Here is a 15,172-nt window from a genome sequence, read left to right as displayed (position 1 = left end):
ATAGCTTTCCTTCCCTGTGTCGTCAACCTTTGGCCTTGCCTTGCCTTTTCGCTTACGCGCTTCGCGACTACATCCGCAAATAGGGGCTGACGCCTGCATCATCGCGCGATGATGCAGGCAGCAGACCCTTGAGCGTGTCAACGTTCCTTTCGAGGTTAAGCCTAAGCCGACTGTGTGAGCGCCGCCGACAGCCAAATGCAGAATGCCAGACGCGTCACCTGTCGAAGCGCTGACCCAGGAGCAGGCGACAACAGGGCTGCCGGTCGCTCCGGATTTTGAAGCGCAGGTCCGGCAGCTTCAGGAAGCGGGCGTGCTAGACGGCGGGGCATACGCGCCGGAGCAGCGATTTCATTATAATTGCTCCGCGAGCGTTCATAAGCAGCATACGCAGCCGGCGTGGCATGATTCACCTGGCTCGTGACGACCAGTTCGGTCGATTTGCCTAGCGCCTTGGCGCGCTCCAGCACGGTCTGCGTATCGGTCTCGTCATTATCCACTGCGATTGCCCCGTTTGTAGGTCTTGACGCCCATATAGTAGCGGTAAGCGGTGGTATAGGACGGTCCCATGCCGTCCCCGATCATAAAGATGACCTTGTCGATTCGAGTGCTCTGTTCCTCTCAGGCGTCGACCGGCGTCGCTGTTCCTGCCGTGAAGCTCGTCAAGGCCAGCAGCGGCGCTATGACCCAGGGTATGACTCGTTTCCCATGTTCGTTCAGCATCGTGATCCTCCTCGTCGAATAGGGTTGACTCCTTCACTATACGAACCAGCGTTAACCCCGTGTTGACGGATTGTAAGACGGACGTAAAGGATTCGGATTGAACCGCTCACCGCACGATACCTCTACACGGCGGCAGGCGCCGGAGCGCACGACGCCGAGGCACGTAACGATTCTATTATTCTTTTACTTCTAGTAATTTCTGTATCTCTTCACACTTTTTCAATTGCTTTTTTGAAGGTTTTTTATCGATCCATTCATTATGACGCATCCAATAATTCTGCAATTGACTCGCAGCTTGTACATTTTTGGTTGCTATAACCTCGTTATATATCTCCTTTTTGCTATCCTCCAAATCACGTACAGATCCGCTTAAATGCTCCATTCGATAGAGCAATCGCTCATCTGGAGACATATTTGCAAGCTTAACTTCTGCCTGGCCTGAAATTTGAGTCTCGTTGTCTGCGGACTCGGTTGAAATTGAAAACCTCCCGTAACCCGAAGCAGTTTTCCCGCCGATCCCCAGTTCGTGAAATGCGGACCCCACCCACTTCGACACCAGATCTTTCAGGTTCTCCACATTTAGTTCCATCTCGCCAAGGAATGCATTTAATTTACGTTTGTTGACCATAAGCATTAATTTAGCCGTTTTGACTTGCACGCCGTAAAATGTATTTGGAATCGGATTTCCCGTATCCGCCGGAGCCATACCTTTCGTGTAATAATCGCTAAAATGCGGTGTTAAAATGTCTTCCGTAATAGCCAGGCCATGATACAGCAAAATATCATAGAACTGAAGTAATCCCTGGGATTCAATGGTCCCGAATAACGTGCGCCCCAAAATGGCTTTAACATCCTCTTCACGGTTAAGATTTTGTTCCCTTCCCTCTAACAAGGCATCGATATACCAGCGTCTCACAACACCTTTTACACTGGATGCCGGCAAATAGGGAACGCCGTACACCGGATGGATTGTCAAACTGTTCTCGCTAACATGTCCACCACCCAGTCCGTGCAGGATGGTCGTCTGATTTTGAAATTGATATGTCCAAAGATAGTGTGTAGCTTCAGTCAACTGCAGCAGCTTTTCTAAACGCCGTTCACGCAATGCAGCCTTTTTCGCCACGTTTTGCAAGGACGTAACGTTTACCCGGCGCTTATTCTTACCTATTTCAAAGGATTTGTGCTCTTCATGCTTTTTGGCCTTCTTCTCCGAGATATCCTGATTATAGTGGACATGATACCAAAGATGATTCTTTTCTGTTATTCTTACATCTTTCAAATATCTGGTCGTATCTTTTGGATGAAAGGATTCAGGGACATTTTTCAATGATAGTTCGAATCGCCGTTCATTATTCATGGCCCGCGTTTTCCTTGTCAGTGATTATATGGGGAGTACCCCCCTCCCTGTCTTTGTGCATCCCAGTAGCAAATTTCTGCATCCAATTGAGCAATGCCAGCACTTCAGTAGTGATACGGCGATAGTTGTCGCTGTTCATCTCCACGATAGACTCCAGCAAGTGCTGGTTGCGATCAATCTTTAACTCTGGTTGTCCATGCAACCAATGATTGATGGATGCAAATATTAAAGCATATTGTTTTACTTGACACTTGGTATAGTAAAATGCCAGAGCTTGTCCCAATCCGTTGACATGAATCATGCTTGGCAACCGCTTAAGATAAGACGCATACAGTCCGATTTCATCCGTTTTTTTTAAGGATGCAATTGAATTTTTGACCTCTTGATAAGCAAATCCGGCTCTGCCGCCTTCAATTTTCTGGATCGTATTATTCACCTGCAACCCCTCCCGGAAGTTGAATCGCTCGAATCATACCTTTCCCAATCGTAGCCGATCCTCCAAGTTGAAAGACGTCCGGAAAACGCTCGTTCAGCACATAGTCGCGAACATCTTCGGCAGTCTTAAGACGCTGTGCGGCGAGCCCTTCCCTCAAGCCGGACTGTACCCGCTTTTTTTGCGGTTCTCTAGGATTTCCAAATAAAACAGAGCTATAGAAAACAGTCTCCGGCGGAATATTTTCTTCATACCATAATCCGCCTGCCACTTGACCGTTGTCTTCAATCCGAATTCGCGCATTTACTTCCGTAGACATCTTCACAAAATCGGTAAATTCATCGTCTGATACCACCACCAACTTTTCTTCAATTCCTAAGGGCTCCCCAAAGAGTTGCAACCACGCATCCAGCTTCTGCGCCAATTCAGCAGCTTCACTCGTCTGCTTGACTGTTAGTGTGTATTCTTCCAAAACAATAGGAAAGGTCTGGTCATTTTTATTCACTTCGCTGACCTTCAACGTACTACCCGATACACTCCCGGCAGCCGCCGTCTTCAGTACATAAGGATTTTCACCCCCGTTAACAGCGGATAACAACTCCATATCGCGGTTAAACCTCCGCAAAACATACGGACATGTTATCCATGCAAATGTCCCTTTCAACGATTTAACTGGAAATAATAAAATCCTGGCATCAAGGAACGACACTGCGCTTGCCTGTGATTCATTGTTCGGGTTATCGCTTGGTGAGGAGCCAAATACGGTGAAGAAATCAGTTTCGCTGTCTGAACCGTCTACCAATGTTTCACTGAAGCATTGTTTCCAAGCTCCCTTTAACGTTGAACTTTCCATTTTGGGGAATGCAGTATGCTGTTCACGCTGAATAGGCAAATCAACAATTCCGGTTTCACTTCCACTCCCGGCATGAACAGAGGTTGCGGCATATAAAAGCAAAGGCTGGTACTGGGTAAACAAAATAAACGCCTCCTTGACATTTCATTAGTGATTTTCGAATTACATATTCGTACGTTTTTTACATTCATCCGGTTATAACGGCAAATCCAAAACCTTCATGGAACCGATCCGGCACCTTTTCTTTCAACAAATGAAAGCCATTGGCCAACTGAAGCAGGTTCGGAATGTCTTTACGCAAGATTTTTACATAAAATACCGTTCCCATTGGCAACATAAGCTGTCTCTTCTTGGGCCGATGGGACACGATATCCCAGCCACCAAAAAGTTCTGGTCGTCCACTTGCCCAAGTCAATAATTCAGCGTTTATATCGGAGGTTAACTGCAGATTCCCATCGAAAAAAACATCGTGAGTTGATAGCTCATCCGGCAATACCAGCGGTGTCAATAAAATAATACGCGCAATGCCCGTGGCATGAAGTTTCTCTTCCAACTGAAGCATCTGCTCGTTGCTCCAAAATGACCAACTCTGATCTTCCTGTTCTAAAAACCAGGGTCGATTTTCCGAGCCCAGGCTCACCATTGCAACATCCGAAAAATCCGGTCCAGGATCAGAAACACAAGAAACCAGCTCACATTCCGCTCGCATATTCAACATATTCATTTGAAAAAAATGGGCATCTTCCGCACCGTTTGTGGCGCGGTCAATTTTGATCCCTGTTTTCATATATGAAGTGACGATTTGCTCTAAGGCACGAATATCTTGAATCGGCTTTTGATTGAAAACCGTGTTTTTCCAATGGTCTAACGGTACAAACTGTCCACTATGCGCAATATCTTTTCCTTCCCGTCGCGCATTACCGTGCCGAATGAACGTATATCTTGCATTTGTGTTCGAGATTGACACGTTTTCGGCTAGCGTCAACGACTCCGCAACAGGGTTCCCGTTTCCGGACGCAGCATTTCTGAATATGCGATAGTCCATTGGCACCGGCAGTAGAAGTTGCTTGCCTTGGCGAAGAAAAATAGCTTCTTGCTTAAACCGCCCGAATGAATACGGCGTTCCCATCCACGCTCTAATCGCCTCATCTCCGCCCTCTCGAAAGATTTTAAAATTACTGAATCGGTGAATATACGCGGAACGGAGCGCCCCATACACCGTATTCGGACGAGGCGGGAATAGTCCGATCCACTGCGACGGCACACCCATCTCGGACATCATGTGACCTTTAAAGAAAAATGAATCCGCCGGCGTCAGCTTCAGAAGTTTCATGCTTTCATCTCCTTTCTGCTGAAAAAGGCCGTCATTTTTAATAAATCAATAAATTTTTTTAATCCGACTTGTCGATAAAGTTCGGGAAGACGGGATACTGTAATCTGCAATTCTTTCTTTAAGGTCACGTCGTACACGGCGCGATCAATCAGACGGCAGCATTCCAACCGAACCATCTCTTCCAAGTGTTCCGGTTCCTGATCGGGAGCAGATCCAATCAATCCCTGGAAGGTGGAAGCTAATTGATAAATGAACGCTGTCGAAACAACCGCTCCCAACAGCTCCGCCATCTCGGATAATTGACCCGTTACGGAAACCTCATTCTTTGTCCACGGGAGCACAATCGACCCCAGATATTCCCCCGATCGCGGCAGTACTGAAAGCGCAAAAGCATTTTTATTCATACCATTAGCACCATCAGCAGCGTAATGCTTGGCTGCTTGTTCCAAGGACCTCGCCTCAGTCAGCATCTGCTGGAGCGGGGTCCTTTTATGACCAATTGCAATTCCCGCAGAAGCCGTTGCGCCTAAAAGCCCTACCGCATCATCACTAAAAGCCATACGAAGTTGATACGCCGCCGGGAGTACGTTGTTAACCGGGAATATTGCGAGCACATCATCGCCTCCCGCATACAACAGCACGCCTTTGTTTCCACTCACGATATCCGGAACTTGATTTGTGGCGAAATAGCTCAACTTCTGACTCGTACTGCGCACGATCTCCTGACTTCCGCTAAAAAATTGCCCCATATTATCGCCGTCCATAAGCAACACTGCATAATAGCCGTCCTCTTCTGCTCCCAAATCCACGACAGACTCATAACGGGAAAACACATCCGATCCAACCTCATATTCGTGCATAAAAAAGTCGCGAGCGACCCGGCGAATCAAGCTGATGGCACATAAAAATTCATTATCGCGAATACGAGCCTTATCCGGATTTTGCGGGTCACTGGGCTTATATGTATAATGACGATTGCCCCAAGTATCCATTAGCTTGCTTTTCAATTGTCCATAACGATCGGTCGGCAATGGATCCTTGTCACATAAGGCATCCATTCGTTGATAGACCGTGCAGGCTATCCCCTTCTCCGGGAAACTCTTAATCGGACGCTGCACCTTTATCGCTTGGAAGAGCCGCTCCGCTTCCTGGCGTTCTCCGTCCCAATCTTCCTTCGAACTAATCCGATGAGCAATCCAATTCACTTCAAGGAACTGCTTGACTTGCTCCTCTGCTTGCAGCTTGAGCCGCCCCGTTCTATCTTTTGCACTCGGCGAACCGGTATCAAACACTTCGTCAACAACCCAATTTGAAATTCGAATGAGTTCGCCCAGCGCATGATGCTGTAACGCTTGCATGACATTTTGGACAGGTTCCTCGTTCCCAATCAATGTGAAAGTAAGACGATTCGGAAAATTAGCGATAGCCAACCGGGAGGAATCTGCCTTGCTTCTTTCTTCCAAGGCAGGATACAGCAATTCTTTCTGAACCCCGTGATTCCTGCAGATCGGGGTCAGGGTCTTCAACGTGGACTGAACCAGGAAGGAAAGCAAATAGCTGCCGCCCCACAGATCCTCCAGCTTGCGGGAGGCTGCAATGAAGGATTGCACCGGACCGATTGCAAAAACACAATAATACGCTTTAGTTTCCGGCAATTCCTCTCACCCCCATATGTGTAAGGAACTCGTCGCGATCTTTTTTGTACGATTCATTACCAAATTCATTAGAATGCAATTCGGAAATAATCGGATAATATCGACCGCCGATTTCCCGGACTGTTCCCCAGAGAGGAGATGCTAAACGCTTATTGCCTGCACCCAAACTAGGTCTGCCTCTCCGCAAATGGGATGCTTCTCCGAACTTCTTTGTTGCATCTTCAGCCCTTTCCTTGCCTTCCCCAATCCAGACCGCAACAAGGAGCGGGCGTCCATAAAGTTGAAGATGCGTGCCGTCATCCAGTTTGACATTGTTGTACGCATCACTGGAAATTCCAACTTCTCGATTCAGTGAACGCAATAACTCTTTAAGCCGCCGCATATATTCATCTACATTCTTGAATTGATGCTGATCCCATTGCATCGCGCCGAATCCTCTTCGGGCACGCTGCCCAATACTTCCAACCATTAAGAAAAGCTCCATTGCATTTTTAAGCTTTGATGCATCGTTCTCTTCCATGGTAAACGGCTTTCGAGACTCCATATGGATACAAATACATAAACCCGGTTGCAAGGCCGGTCGTTTCATTCCTATTCCATTGCGATGGGGAAGTAATTCACTTTGAACCAAGCTATTCACATGTTGTTGCAATTGAAATCGAATCGAAGATTTGCCTCCCGATTCCCGGTCAATTCCGCCAAAGTAACAACTTTCTTGATCCTTTAAATTCTTTAGCTCCAGTGCAGCGCTGCTCGCCCTCCACCAATATCGCAGTACACCCCGCAAGCTGGTCACTCGAAATTCCGCCTTCTCTTTTGGTTTGGCACCATGTATAGCAGCGGGCGTGAGTAGCTTTAAATTATATGTTTGGGTCACAACTGCTGAGGCATTTTTCAGTTCTTGCAGTATTCGTTCTTCCATTTTGGCCTCCCCATATTCATTATTTTCCTTTGTTGAGTGAGCCTATCTATAGCTCTTGGAAAGCTTTTGCATACGCAAAATGAGGAAACAACATCGGGTTATTGATCAGCATGAGCAATTGATTGAGTTGAAGATTTAATGAAAGCAAGGGATTATCGGCGATTTTCATCTCTACTAACTTATTGGTAATTCCAAAATTTTCATCCAAAGTAAACCCGGCCTGTTCCAGAATAGTTTTGCCGCCAGGTTTTTCTTTCACAAATTTAACCGGTAAAGGCGCCTCCTCTTCTGATTCAATTTGGTAATGATGATTCAAACGATTGCCCCACCACCCCAGTGTCTTTTCTTCATTTTTAATCAACACCTCAAACCGCTTCTTATCCGTTGCGAATTCCCGCTGCTCTTGAACGATAAAATCAAAGTGGTCACCTAGTTGTTCCTTTGATTGATGTAAGGCCTCATCCGTCACGTTGTCTTTAATGCTAACCAAAACTTTGATCGGCAAGGTCTGGGATTGCGTCTCACTGGTCACTCCGGTAGCATATCCGGTAGCAATTCGCGCAATACCGGTATTGTTGGCCTTTAGCTCTTCAATTTTTTTCGCCCATGCAATTAATTGTTCCGAATTGTAGGTCGTACTTTTACATTCAATCACTAGCGACACCGCTTCAATCGGAATTAACTTCAACGTATGGTACTGGAAAATATAGGGTGTGTACATTTCGTCTATAACTGCGATGTCGACTTCGTTTGATAGCTTCCCTCCAGAATCGATAATCATCGCTCCGTGTACAAATGAGAACTTTCGAGGGATAATACTGCGAAAAAATTTGACCCACATTTCTTCCCGATAACCACCCGTTAATCCCGGATGAGCCGTTGCTAATTCAATTTCTTTTACCATCATGGCATTCAGATCTCGATAATTCTCAGCAATTAATTGCAGCGGATTTCCATTCAACGTTATGCCACCTCCAAGATTTTTATTCACTTGCTCCATAGGAATCAGGAATATCCTTAACCTAAACGCCATTTTAGAGCATTAGACACGACTTTTTAGCTGGAACCAATTCCATAGACCCTAAATAAAAAAAGAATAGATCCTAAAGACCTATTCTACAATTTCTCCATTAATCTCTTAAATCCTTCAACATTTCCCTCTTTTCGCGAAAATTTTCGATTAATCAATTTGCTTGAATTTTGGTCATACAGGTGTCTGTCCGAAGCGCAGGAGACCGCGGCGGCATACGTTGCAGTACGAGCATCGCCAGGCGCGGCGCCGCCTATGGCCTCGTGCCCGTGCCGCGCCCCCGCATCCGGGCCCTCGCGGCGCGCGTGTCCGGCCCGGACGCGCCCGGTGCTGCCTTCCCGAAAGGAGGAACTGTCCGCGTGTCCACCCATCCCGTTTTGCCGCTGCCGCCGTTCATCTCCAGTTCCGTGCCCAAAAGCGGCACCCATATGATGCAGCAATTGCTTAACGGCATACCGCATGTGAACAATCGAATTGAAAATCTGCAGACCAAATTTTTTGTCAACAATCCGCCCGTCGGCTTCTACGAGGATCATGCCCGTCGGCTCAGCTTGCTGCAGCCGAACCAATTCGGCATCGGGCATTTGTACTATTCGGACCGGTACGCCCGCATGCTGGAGGAACGCGGCCTCAAGCACATTTTTTTGTATCGCGACCCCCGCGACATTCTCGTCTCCCTAACCTATTTCATTGCGTCCAAGTGGGTCGAGCATCCGCTGCATCCCTATTTTAAGACGCGCTATGTCACATTCCAGGACCGCGCGCTCGCACTGCTACAGGGCACTCCCGAATTCCCCGCGACGTTCGGGCAATATTTCACGCCGTTCTATGGCTGGCTCGACGATTCGCGCTGCTTGCACGTGTCGTTCGAGCAACTGATGGTCACCCCGGCCAAACGCCGGGAGACACTGCTGCGCATTTTGCGGTTTTTGTGGGCTGACGCCCCGCTGCCGGCTTCGCTATCGGCGATGGCCGGCAGCATGAACGCCCGCATCGACAGCAGCAGCTCGCGTACGTTCCGGGCCGGACGGATCGGCGCGTGGCGGACCGAGTTCACGCCTCGCATCAAGGCGCTGTTCCAGCAGGACGCCGGGCATCTGGTCGTCAAGGCCGGGTATGAGAGGTCGACGCAGTGGTAAAGGGACCATCTGCCCACGATTAACTAACCGTTCGTGTAAATGAGAACAGCGCAGCCCTGGGCAGGCTGCGCTTTTTGGCTTTTTTGCTTTTCTAGTCCTGGTCTTGCAGATTCAGATCGTGTCGGAACGCACGCAGCTCAATTAATGGACGCGTGGCTTGCTTGCCTTTCTGAATTTCGACCTCTCCGTCCGCATTCGTCGTCCGGATGCTATAATCGCCGGTCAACAGATTATAATCCGCTTCATCGGCCTGCTCCCGGGTTGTCGTAGCGGTAAAATAGGAGCCTGTAGTCGCGCCTATCAAATACCAGTCCGCTTGCTGATAGCGAAAGCGATACGCCGAATACCATCGCCAATTGCTGCCCCCGTAATGGCTGACGACGACCGAGCCGCGATCGATCGCCACGCTCTCGAACGGATCGCCCCACACGCCTCCCTCGTCTTCCTTGAGCATCACCTGCTCGGCTACGATGGACCGCTCAAGCGAGCCGTCTTCGTGGCGCAGGGCGATCAAGAGCGCACGCAGCGGCACCCCTTCGCCGCCCTTGCGTTCGATAACGATAACCACATCGGATCGCCCGTCCCGATTCAAGTCTCCCTCGGCCTGGACACGCGAGGCTTCGAAGTTGTGGAGCCTCTCCCAGCCATCCGGCAGCAGCGCTGCAATTTCATCGTCCGACTGTTGAGGCGCCTTGGCCGCGCTCGCCTGATCCGCCCCTGCGCCCTCGGCCTCGTCCTGGTGCTGGCCGGTTGCGTTGCCGGTCGCGGCAGCGCCGGCGCCAGCGCTCGCGCGCTCGTTGTCGGTCGGGGCGGCATTCGCAGCGTTCGCCTCATTCGGAGCGTTCGTTACGCCTGCGTCTCCGGCGTTGCCGCAAGCCGCGAGCAAGCTCAGCAGCGCTGCGCCAAGCCACATGTTCAATGTCTTCATGCTCGTTTCAAGCCTCGCCTTCCGGCACCGGATAGCGGAGCCTTCCCGCACGTACATCCGCCTCGACGAATCCCCCCTTCGGCACAGGCGCTCCCGCCAGCCTCCGCAGCATCGTCAACTGCCCGATATGGGTCATCGCATCGGCCAGCGGCCCTTGAATCATTTGCCTCATCGTATGGTCATCTGCCTGCTCCGCTCCGCGCAGCAGCGCTTCGTCCAACCGCTCCAGCGTCAGGTAGAAGCGTTCCGTCTCGGCCTCCCACGTCCCTACTTCCCGGCATTCGCGCTCGTCTCCGACAAGTCGGGAACGGGCATAATCCAGCACAACGGTCGTGTGGCTGAGGAGCTCCACGGGCGAACGAACGCCACGCCCTGCATTGAACCGCGCAAAATAGTCAGGCGCCGCATCCAGCGCCTGGCTCCCCCGATACCCCAAAGTAGCAACATAGTGGCGGAGCACTGCCAGTTGATCCATTAGCCATTCCCCTTCCTTGTTCGCCCGACTGCGCCGGACGGTACGGGTTCAATGATCGTGGATACGACGATTAAAAGAGTCATCTCTCTTTGACCTCCGCAAAGCGATAACCGATTCCTCGTATCGTTTGTATATACCTGGGCATTTTCGGGTTGGCTTCGATTTTTTTACGCAAAAAATTAATATATACACTAAGGCTGTTGGGGTCATATTGCGCATGGTTCCATACCGCTTGGTAGAGCTCGTCCTTCGTATACGTATAACCGGGTTTGCGCATAAATGCAGCAAGCACATCGCATTCCGTTTGCGTAATCGAATATCGTTTCCCCTCTTTTTCAATCGTTAAAGAATCCAAATTAAGAATGATCCCCCGATATTGAAGGCGATTGGCCGTTATACGAGTTTGCGGACTCCGGCTTCGCCGAATATTGGCCAACACCCTGGCTACGAGCTCGCTGGGGATAAAAGGCTTCGTTATATAATCATCGGCCCCCAAGCCGAGCGTCTTGATTTTCTTCTCCGTTTCGCTTAATGCGCTCACAATAATAATTGGCGTATGGTTCTGGCAAGAACGGACATGCTCCAAAACGTGCAGACCATCCGTATCATCCATCATCAGATCCAAGATAACTAAGTCAAAGGACTCCAATTCCAGTAATTCCAGCGCTTCTTTTCCGCTTCTCGCCTCTGTACAAATCATGTCTCCTTCTTCCAAATGGATACAGATCAAATGACGAATATCCGGGTCGTCATCCACGACAAGAATACGGGAATCTATCAATGTGTTTACCTCCTCGCCCAAGATGACATGGCTGTCGCGTCCTTGCAACCGTGGCATGAATGTATCCATTATAGTACAGAATTCATTTCATTATTGCAGAATTTTACAATCGTTTTGAAAAATCAACGTTTAGGTTCTATCCAATGTTCACGGACAGGCTGCCCTCACCGAGGCAATGTGATTGAGAAGCGCGTCTCCAGGCCGGGCACGCTATCCACGGTCACTTCGCCGCCATGGGCATGCGCAATTTCTTTGACAATGGATAACCCGATCCCGAAGCCTTCGCTGCTACGATTTTGACTCTCCTGATAAAAACGATCAAAGAGCAGCTGCTGCTGTTCTGCGGAGACACCCTGACCGCGATCGATGACAGAGAAGGATATTCCCTCTTTCCCTTCTTTATATTCCACCCTCAGATAGTTTCCGTCCGATCCGTATTTTATCGCGTTGTCGATCAAATTGCGTATCGCTCGTTCCAGCAAGTTCGCATCAGCCATCAAGGTCACGCTTATATCCGGAATCGAGAGATCCGCTTCGATCTCCTTGGACTCCAAAACTGCAACGTATTCTGCCAACACTTTTCGCAAGATCACGGCAATTTGAACGGGAGCTTTCTGAATTTGAAAGCCATGGAGATCGTACTGGGACACTTGAAATAACGCATTGATCAGCTTTTCCATGTACTGGGAACGACTCAGGATGATATCCGTATAGGCTTGAAGCTCTTCGTCATTTTTGTATAGTCCTCGCTGTAATGTCTTTGCATAGCCCAGGATGTTCGTAAGAGGCGTCCGCAGATCATGCGATAAGTTGGAAATCAACGTTTTTCGTTTGTTTTCCTGATCCTGGATCTGCGTGACTTGTTCACGAATGCGCTTCGACATGGCATTGAAATGGTGGGCAAGCTGTCCGATTTCATCGTTATGGCGATCATGGATTTCCCGGCGGCGATCGATCGACATGCCGGACAGGGCATCGACGATTTTGGTTAATCGTTTGCGCAAGGAGTGGAAGAAGCGATAGGTAAAGAAATAAGGCGTGGTGATAAAGACCAGAAAGGGAATCGTCAGAGAAAAAAGGGATGTCCACGAACGGAAATATAAAAGAATCTGCGATTCTCTCATCGCTTCCGGGGGAATCTCAAGATGCAAGTAATAAGCGCGCCCCGCAATGTCGGCCGGATACAGCATATTGACGGGATGCTCCAAATCCCAGTAGCTATCCGATTTGTTAGCCAGCAGACGGATGAGCTCGGAAGAGGCGTACGATTCGGAACGCCCATTGGAGGCATGAATAATCGTCCCCTCAGGATCCAGCCACTCAAAAACAAAAGAAGGGTTTTCGGATTGATAGGCATCTGTGACCGTACGGAGCGCTGACGCCCCTCCCCCGCTGCGGTTGGCTTCCATGGTCATTTCGTCTGCCAATGCTTTCAATGTCTCATAGGTATGCCCCGGCTGCAGTGTTGTCCCCAACGTCAGCGCAATGGTCACAAACAAAACAATAGCTGCGGCGCTGCTGACAATAAAGTATATCCATAACTTCAAAGAGAGTTTCATAAGCCCGATTCAACCTCCAAATAGTAACCGCCCCGTCTGTCTATCCTCTCTAAAACAGGTTTGTACTATCGTACAACATTTCTGACGTGCTTGAATACCAAGCGAGAAGAGAGAACGGTTTTAAGAATCCTTTAAGATTTCACAAGAACGGTTATGCGAGAATAATCAGGCAGTGTGCACAACCAGCAGCCGACTCTCGAGGCGTGGTATCCATTGCAAGCGGCTCTAATCACTACTTCCGGTTGGACAACGTCGCGCCTACGGTGGAATTCGAGCTGCAGAAGCAGGACACTTCCCCGTATACAAGCGGAAGCTGGACGAATCAGAAGGCAATGTTCAGCATAAGCCCCTCGGATAATCAAAGCTGGTTAGCAGCCTGTCACGTCCTAATGTCGAATCGCTTGAAGGAGGGTCATGTTTATACTCAGGGCAGTTGTTCCGCAAGACGAGCCGTTTTTGTTTCAACTGTATGCCGGCACACGCATACAAGAAATCGCGCAGTGGGGCTGGGACCGGCGCACTGCGCTCGGCTTTCTCCGCATGCAATGGACGGCACAGCAGCGCTCCTATGCAGCGCACTATCCGGAGCTGGAGCAGCGTATAGTGCAGGTCGAGGAGCGACCGGTCGGGCGATTGCTGCTATCCCGTGCCCGCGCTGCGGACATCGTCGTGGATCTGTCACTGCTGCCCGAGCTGCGCGGGCAAGGCATCGGCACAGCCTTGCTGCAAGAGGTGCTGCGACAGGCAGCCGTTGCGAAGAAGCCGTGTCGGCTGCAGGTAACTGCCGGTAATCCGGCCAGAAGGCTGTACGAACGCCTCGGGTTCCGAACGACCGGTGCCGACGAGATCTACGAACAGATGGAATGGCGCAGCTAATTCCCGCCTCCCCACATATTTCAATTGAGAGGATGATCAACATTGGCAGAGCCGTATATTGGCGAAATTCGATTGTTTGGCGGTAACTTTGCGCCGGTGGGCTGGATGTTCTGCGAAGGGCAGCTCCTGCCGATCAGCCAGTATGACGCCTTATTTGTCCTGATTGGCACGACCTATGGCGGAGACGGGCAGACAACGTTCGCATTGCCCGACTATCGCGGACGGATTCCGCTCGGTCAGGGCACGTCGCCTTCCACCGGCACTACCTATGCGATGGGACAACATGGCGGATCCGAGGACGTGACGCTGACGGCGAATCAGCTTCCCAGCCATACGCATAGCGTCAACGCGAGCACCAGCGCCGGAGAAATCACCTCCCCCGCCAATGCGTTCTGGTCGAAAAGCCCGCTGGAGCAATACTCGAGCGAGACGCCGCTCGAACAGATGAATCCGCAGGCACTGTCGAACAGCGGCGGCAATCAGTCGCACCCCAATATGATGCCGACCTTGACGCTGAGCTACATTATTTCTCTTTACGGGATTTATCCAAGCCAAACGTAAAGCCCCCCCTGCGAGGACAAAAAGGAGGACGATTTAGATGGCAGAACCCTTTCTCGGCGAAATTCGACTTTTTTCCTTCTCGATCACACCCAAAGGCTGGCATTTTTGCGACGGCTCGATTTTGCCCATTTCCCAGAATCAGGAGCTCTTTTCGATCCTGGGCACCACCTACGGCGGGAACGGTACGAGCACGTTTGCGTTGCCCGATCTCAGAGGCCGCGCACCGGTCGGCTTCAACACCAAATTCGAAAACGTCCAGCTAGGCGAAAGCGCCGGAGAACCGACCCATACGCTCACGGTCCCGGAAATGCCACAGCATAACCACCTGGCTGCCGCAACAAGCATGGCAACGAGTAAAAACGCTGCCGAAAACGTCTGGGCAGCAACGGACGACACGATGAATTTCACCACCCAGGCCAATACAACCATGAGCAATCAGGCCGTAGCCGCTAGCGGAGGCAGTCAGCCTCATTCCAATATGCAGCCTTATGCGGCAGCCAATTTTTGCATTGCCATCAGCGGCATATACCCTTCCCGGAGTTAGGTCGCC

Annotated in this window: 16 protein-coding genes; 4 read left to right on the top strand and 12 right to left on the bottom strand. The window is 50.1% G+C overall.

From position 1 onward, the window contains the following. Positions 1-161 precede the first annotated feature (161 nt). From IDH44_RS26925 to IDH44_RS00270, 8 genes are all read right to left on the bottom strand, one after another. Positions 162-554, bottom strand: coding sequence for an alkaline phosphatase (locus tag IDH44_RS26925; protein WP_317890081.1), 393 nt, complete (start codon positions 552-554; stop codon positions 162-164). A gap of 341 nt (positions 555-895) precedes the next feature. Beyond that, positions 896-2,077: a type III-B CRISPR module RAMP protein Cmr6 gene (gene cmr6 / locus IDH44_RS00300; RefSeq protein WP_190913595.1), complete on the bottom strand. Its 1,182-nt coding sequence runs from the start codon at positions 2,075-2,077 to the stop codon at positions 896-898. Further along, positions 2,070-2,513 carry a type III-B CRISPR module-associated protein Cmr5 gene (gene cmr5, locus IDH44_RS00295; protein ID WP_190913593.1) on the bottom strand — a complete coding sequence of 148 codons (444 nt, stop codon included), beginning with the start codon at positions 2,511-2,513 and terminating at the stop codon, positions 2,070-2,072. Before cmr5 ends, cmr6 begins: the two co-directional genes overlap by 8 nt. Beyond that, the gene (cmr4, locus tag IDH44_RS00290; RefSeq protein WP_190913591.1) at positions 2,506-3,486 is read right to left on the bottom strand and encodes a type III-B CRISPR module RAMP protein Cmr4; all 981 of its coding nucleotides are present in this window, start codon (positions 3,484-3,486) and stop codon (positions 2,506-2,508) included. Before cmr4 ends, cmr5 begins: the two co-directional genes overlap by 8 nt. Before the next feature lie 64 nt (positions 3,487-3,550). Next, on the bottom strand, positions 3,551-4,696 hold the full coding sequence (locus IDH44_RS00285) for a type III-B CRISPR module-associated Cmr3 family protein (protein WP_190913589.1): 1,146 nt from the start codon (positions 4,694-4,696) through the stop codon (positions 3,551-3,553). Beyond that, positions 4,693-6,351, bottom strand: a complete 1,659-nt coding sequence (gene cas10 / locus IDH44_RS00280; RefSeq protein WP_190913587.1) for a type III-B CRISPR-associated protein Cas10/Cmr2 — start codon at positions 6,349-6,351, stop codon at positions 4,693-4,695. Before cas10 ends, IDH44_RS00285 begins: the two co-directional genes overlap by 4 nt. Beyond that, positions 6,338-7,273, bottom strand: coding sequence for a type III-B CRISPR module RAMP protein Cmr1 (gene cmr1, locus IDH44_RS00275; RefSeq protein WP_190913585.1), 936 nt, complete (start codon positions 7,271-7,273; stop codon positions 6,338-6,340). Before cmr1 ends, cas10 begins: the two co-directional genes overlap by 14 nt. A 46-nt stretch (positions 7,274-7,319) precedes the next feature. Further along, positions 7,320-8,273 carry a DUF6602 domain-containing protein gene (locus IDH44_RS00270; RefSeq protein ID WP_190913583.1) on the bottom strand — a complete coding sequence of 318 codons (954 nt, stop codon included), beginning with the start codon at positions 8,271-8,273 and terminating at the stop codon, positions 7,320-7,322. 389 nt (positions 8,274-8,662) lie between these two features. On the opposite strand from IDH44_RS00270, the gene IDH44_RS00265 reads away from it, so the two are divergent. After that, complete coding sequence (locus tag IDH44_RS00265) at positions 8,663-9,442, top strand: sulfotransferase domain-containing protein (protein WP_190913581.1); 780 nt, start codon at positions 8,663-8,665, stop codon at positions 9,440-9,442. Between the two features lie 91 nt (positions 9,443-9,533). Here the strand turns inward: IDH44_RS00265 and IDH44_RS00260 are convergent, their stop codons facing one another. The 4 genes from IDH44_RS00260 to IDH44_RS00245 all read right to left on the bottom strand — a co-directional run bounded on the left by IDH44_RS00260 (position 9,534) and on the right by IDH44_RS00245 (position 13,185). After that, positions 9,534-10,370 carry a hypothetical protein gene (locus IDH44_RS00260; protein WP_190913579.1) on the bottom strand — a complete coding sequence of 279 codons (837 nt, stop codon included), beginning with the start codon at positions 10,368-10,370 and terminating at the stop codon, positions 9,534-9,536. Positions 10,371-10,377: 7 nt separating this feature from the next. Further along, positions 10,378-10,845, bottom strand: coding sequence for a hypothetical protein (locus IDH44_RS00255; RefSeq protein ID WP_190913577.1), 468 nt, complete (start codon positions 10,843-10,845; stop codon positions 10,378-10,380). A gap of 79 nt (positions 10,846-10,924) precedes the next feature. Further along, positions 10,925-11,626 (bottom strand): response regulator transcription factor, encoded by a 702-nt coding sequence (locus IDH44_RS00250; protein ID WP_190913575.1) that lies wholly within the window; start codon positions 11,624-11,626, stop codon positions 10,925-10,927. A 164-nt stretch (positions 11,627-11,790) separates the two neighbouring features. Further along, entirely contained in the window at positions 11,791-13,185 is a 1,395-nt protein-coding gene (locus IDH44_RS00245; protein ID WP_190913573.1) for a sensor histidine kinase, read from the bottom strand. A 414-nt stretch (positions 13,186-13,599) separates the two neighbouring features. On the opposite strand from IDH44_RS00245, the gene IDH44_RS00240 reads away from it, so the two are divergent. From IDH44_RS00240 to IDH44_RS00230, 3 genes are read left to right on the top strand one after another with little or no spacing between them, the layout of a single operon-like run. Continuing rightward, positions 13,600-14,061, top strand: coding sequence for a GNAT family N-acetyltransferase (locus tag IDH44_RS00240; protein ID WP_190913571.1), 462 nt, complete (start codon positions 13,600-13,602; stop codon positions 14,059-14,061). A gap of 42 nt (positions 14,062-14,103) precedes the next feature. Then, positions 14,104-14,622 carry a phage tail protein gene (locus IDH44_RS00235; protein ID WP_190913569.1) on the top strand — a complete coding sequence of 173 codons (519 nt, stop codon included), beginning with the start codon at positions 14,104-14,106 and terminating at the stop codon, positions 14,620-14,622. A 37-nt stretch (positions 14,623-14,659) separates the two neighbouring features. Then, positions 14,660-15,166, top strand: a complete 507-nt coding sequence (locus tag IDH44_RS00230; protein WP_190913567.1) for a phage tail protein — start codon at positions 14,660-14,662, stop codon at positions 15,164-15,166. Positions 15,167-15,172 lie beyond the last annotated feature (6 nt).

Origin of the sequence: Paenibacillus sabuli (assembly GCF_014705605.1) — a bacterium.
Lineage (GTDB): Bacteria > Bacillota > Bacilli > Paenibacillales > Paenibacillaceae > Paenibacillus_D > Paenibacillus_D sabuli.
This window is presented reverse-complemented; position numbering and strand designations above follow the sequence as displayed.